The 3,935-nt window shown below is 54.9% G+C and carries 2 protein-coding genes; both read left to right on the forward strand.

All coding sequences use genetic code 11. The annotated features are described in order from the left end of the window. The first annotated feature begins 656 nt into the window (after positions 1 to 656). A complete protein-coding gene (locus K0F75_RS25295; protein WP_219064693.1) occupies positions 657 to 2,093 on the forward strand; it encodes a virulence-associated E family protein in 1,437 nt (478 codons plus the stop codon). 712 nt (positions 2,094 to 2,805) lie between these two features. After that, positions 2,806 to 3,935 (forward strand): site-specific integrase (locus K0F75_RS25300; RefSeq protein WP_219064694.1); only part of this gene is annotated, 1,130 nt, incomplete at its 3' end.

A 3,935-nucleotide genomic window follows, 5' to 3' on the forward strand; every position in this document is an offset into this window, starting at 1 on the left:
TTCTATCCATGGCTGGGGGTGGTACTGGTGACGATCGTGTCCTGGTCGTTCTATTACTTTAGGGTCCGCAAATGAGGGTAAGGGGGGCAGGGATTGACCGTCTAGACGGCTGATTCTGATACCTCGGTTCAATATTGTCCGGTCATGCCGAAGTCACTTCTGAGGTGTCGCTAGGGCCACTGTTTGGCCGCCCCCTAACCGTCGCACCACCTTGACCCTCCTGTTACCCCTCGCTACCCCCGACCTTGCATCCGTCACACTTTCCGGCCCCACCCGGTCATCCGTTTCGTGCGGAGGAATTCGTGTGCCTGGCGTTTGGTGGGGGTGGCAGGGGGTAGCAAAAGGGGCACATTAGCGATCAATGCCTAGGGGTTCAATGGGTATTCAAAGCCGATCAACGTGTGAGTTTTCATCAGTTATAAAAGGGGGGCAGACGCCTGTTTTCTACCCGTTTTTGACGTGGCATCCGTAGAGGGGGCCTAGTCGAGGGTTTTTCTTTTAGTGATAAGAGGTAACTAGCTGATTAATAAGAATTAATTTTTAAAATAATGTCGGTCAGCACGGTTGAAAAGCAGGCTATTTCACGAGCCCGTTTACTTAACCCCTGAGACACCTTCCGGGACTCCTTTAAATACCCTCACCATGGTGGCCTCTTCATGCCTTTAGAAGTTACAAAAAATCACACGTCAGAGGTTTCGACGTCTCCGGCAATCGTCCCGCTGACACAGCCTCCCAATGAGCAGAGCGGGGTAGACGTCTCATGCCAATCCGTCGCCCATGGCGAGAATCCCCAGCTTGATGTGGCAACTGACACCAAGCCCCTTGCAAGCCTGGAGGAAGCGCAGCCCGTGGAGCGGATCAGCTTTCCTCATCAGCCCCTTCAACCCAAGTCGCCGATCCCAGCCACGATTCAGAACGTCCGGCATATGCTTCAGTACTACGGTGTAGTGGCCCGCTACAACGTCATCAAGAAGAAAACGCACATCACCTTACCCGGTGGCCGGGGCACCACGGATAACGCGGACAGTGTGGCAATGACCCACATCATCAACTTGGCGACGATCAATGGACTCTCTGTCGGACAGGTGCCGGGTTATGTGGAAGTCATTTCTGACGGTGCTGCGTTCAACCCGGTGGCCGACTGGATCAATAGCAAACCATGGGATGGGCAGGATCGGCTGCCGAGTGTGTGCGACACCCTGACGGTGCGCGAAGGCTTCCCCACATCACTCAGGGACTTGCTGCTCACCCGCTGGTTAATGAGTGCCGTGGCAGCGGGATTGACAAACCACGGTTTCCGAACACGGGGTGTACTGACCCTTCAGGGGCCTCAGAGCATTGGTAAAACCACCTGGGTCCTGTCCTTGGTGCCTGATCCCCTGCTATGCGACATGCTGGTCAAGGGTGATCACCACCTGGACGGTAACAACAAGGACTCCATCCTGACCGCCGTCAGCCATTGGATTGTAGAAATCGGCGAGCTCGACAGTTCGTTTAAAAAGGACGTTGCTCGGCTCAAAGGGTTTCTGACCAATGTGCAGGACAAGCTACGCCGCCCCTATGCACGGGTTGATGCTGAATACGCTCGGCGCACCGTCTTCTGTGCCACGGTCAATGAAAGCAATTTTCTGGTCGATGGGACGGGTAACTCTCGTTGGTGGACGGTTCCAGTCACCGCCATCAACACCCGACACGGTATTGATATGCAGCAGGTCTTCGCCCAGTTAGCGGTGGACTTTCAGAAGGGCGATGCTTGCTGGTGGCTTAGTGAGCATGAAGAAGCGCTGCTGGAGCTTCACAACAAGGATCACCGTAACGTCAGCGCAATCCGTGAAGCATTAATGGACATCCTCGATCTGCGGTTGAAGGGCCAGCCGGGTCAGGAAGCAATGACCGCCTCTCAGGTTCTGAAGTTGGCCCATTACGAGAAGCCATCGACACCCCAATGCAAGGAATGTGGGTCAATCCTGCGTGAGCTGCTCGGTGAGCCGAAGAGGATTAATGGAGACACCAAATGGCGCATTCCTCGTAAGGCAGCCCCGACATTGATTGCTTCGGCGAAGTCACACATTGACGAGGATGGCGACTATTGAGGGGCATGGGTATCCGTCGTCAGGGGAGCAGGGGGGTGGTAGAAGGCGCGAACTCTTCGTTCGATCTCTTCTCACGACGCCCAATGAGGTCGCCATCGGCGGGACACAATGACTGACGATGCCCATCAAGCGCTTAGATGCCCATGACTACTGATGATCGGATATGGCCTGAATGCCTCCTCGGGATGACACAGTAAATGGCTTGTCACAGGATTTAAAAATCGTCGCCCTGTCGATTTTTGGAATCCCTTCACCGGACGTCTCCACCGCTGCCCCCACCAACATCACCGAGTCGTTTTGACGCAGCCCATGGTGGGCATGGCCTCGGGCCAGGGGGTAGTAGGGGGTAGTTGATTTTGAAGATTTTAAATAATGATGATTTTAATAATAGAGGCTCCTATTTTGTGTTTTGGCTCATCAGCCAATGTCTGTTTTTTGCCGCCACCTGCTACCCCCTTGAGGCCGTTCTGAGGCCCTGGGACACCTGATTTTTTGTCGATTCTACTGCCCCCTGCTGCGCCCTCCCTCGTTTTTTCAACCGCCCCCGGCCCGGCGCTTCGCTTGTGGTCTTCGGCTTCCTATCATTTTGAAACACAAGGTTTTTTGATCAATGAATAGGAGTTTCATCTGCTATCCGCATACCGCTTCTGCTTGCTGTGTACCCGCTCATCCCCTCAATCCTGTGTCTAACCTGCAATAAGGAAATATGCCCATGCCTCACGCTAACCTGGACGCCCACTTTGTTCGCAATGCCGTCTGCCCTGAAGGTAAAAGCAAAGTGGACTATTACGATACCGCCATCACTGGCTTCATTCTTGAAGTCCGTGCCTCAGGCGGCAAGACGTTTCACCTGCGTTACCGTGACCCTCATGGCAAGCAGCGTCAGCACAAGATTGGCGACAGTAAGTCCCTGTCATTCGACAAGGCGCGTCAAGCCGCTCAGGTTTTGCGTTCGCGTGTGGTGCTGGGTGACAGTCCAGCCGAGGAACGTAAGATCAAGCGGGCGATACCGACCGTGGCCGAGTTTGCCGAAGAGCGCTACATGCCGTTCGTAAAGGGGTACAAGAAGAGTTGGGATTCAGACGACAGTTACCTGCGTAACCATGTGTTGCCCCGGTTTGGCAGTCACCATCTGGATCAGGTCAGTCAGCAGGAGGTGGTCGAGTTTCACCATGCCATGCGGGCAAAAGGGTATGCCTTGGCCACCTGCAACCGAATGCTCGTACTGATGCGTTACATGTTCAATCTGGCCAAGAAATGGAAACTCCCCGGTGCCGATTTCAACCCCACCATTGGCGTGCCCATGTACGAGGCCAACAATGCACGGGAGCGTTACCTGACCGCCGAGGAAACCCAGCGTTTGAAGGTGGCATTGGTGAGAAGTGAAAACACACAACTGCAATACATCGTGCCCTTGTTGCTAATGACCGGGGCGCGTAAACGGGAGCTATTGGAGGCCCAATGGGAGCACTTTGATCTGGAGCGTCGTAGCTGGCGTATCCCCATGTCCAAGTCAGGCAAGGCGCGGTATGTGCCGTTATCCGCCACCGTTCTGGAGGTGTTGGCACAGTTGCCAAGGTGGCCGGGGTGTCCTTATCTGGTGCCCAATCCGAAAAGTCGGGAGCCGTTCGTCTCGGTGTTCTGCAGCTGGAACACAGCTCGCAAGCATGCTGGGTTGCCCGAGGTGAGGATGCATGACCTGCGCCATAGCATGGCCAGCAACATGGTGAACTCGGGTCGCTCGATCTATGAGGTAGCCAAGGTGTTGGGGCATACGCAACTGAAAACCAGCCAGCGCTACAGCCACTTGTCACAGGAGACCCTGATCGCGGCGGTGGATGC

The sequence above is a fragment of the Pseudomonas sp. UMAB-08 genome (genome assembly GCF_900095225.1).
Classification (GTDB): domain Bacteria; phylum Pseudomonadota; class Gammaproteobacteria; order Pseudomonadales; family Pseudomonadaceae; genus Aquipseudomonas.

Coding starts and splice junctions, on each gene's coding strand:
- K0F75_RS25295 (WP_219064693.1), top strand. CDS start 657: ATGCCTTTAGAAGTTACAAAAAATCACACGTCAGAGGTTTCGACGTCT.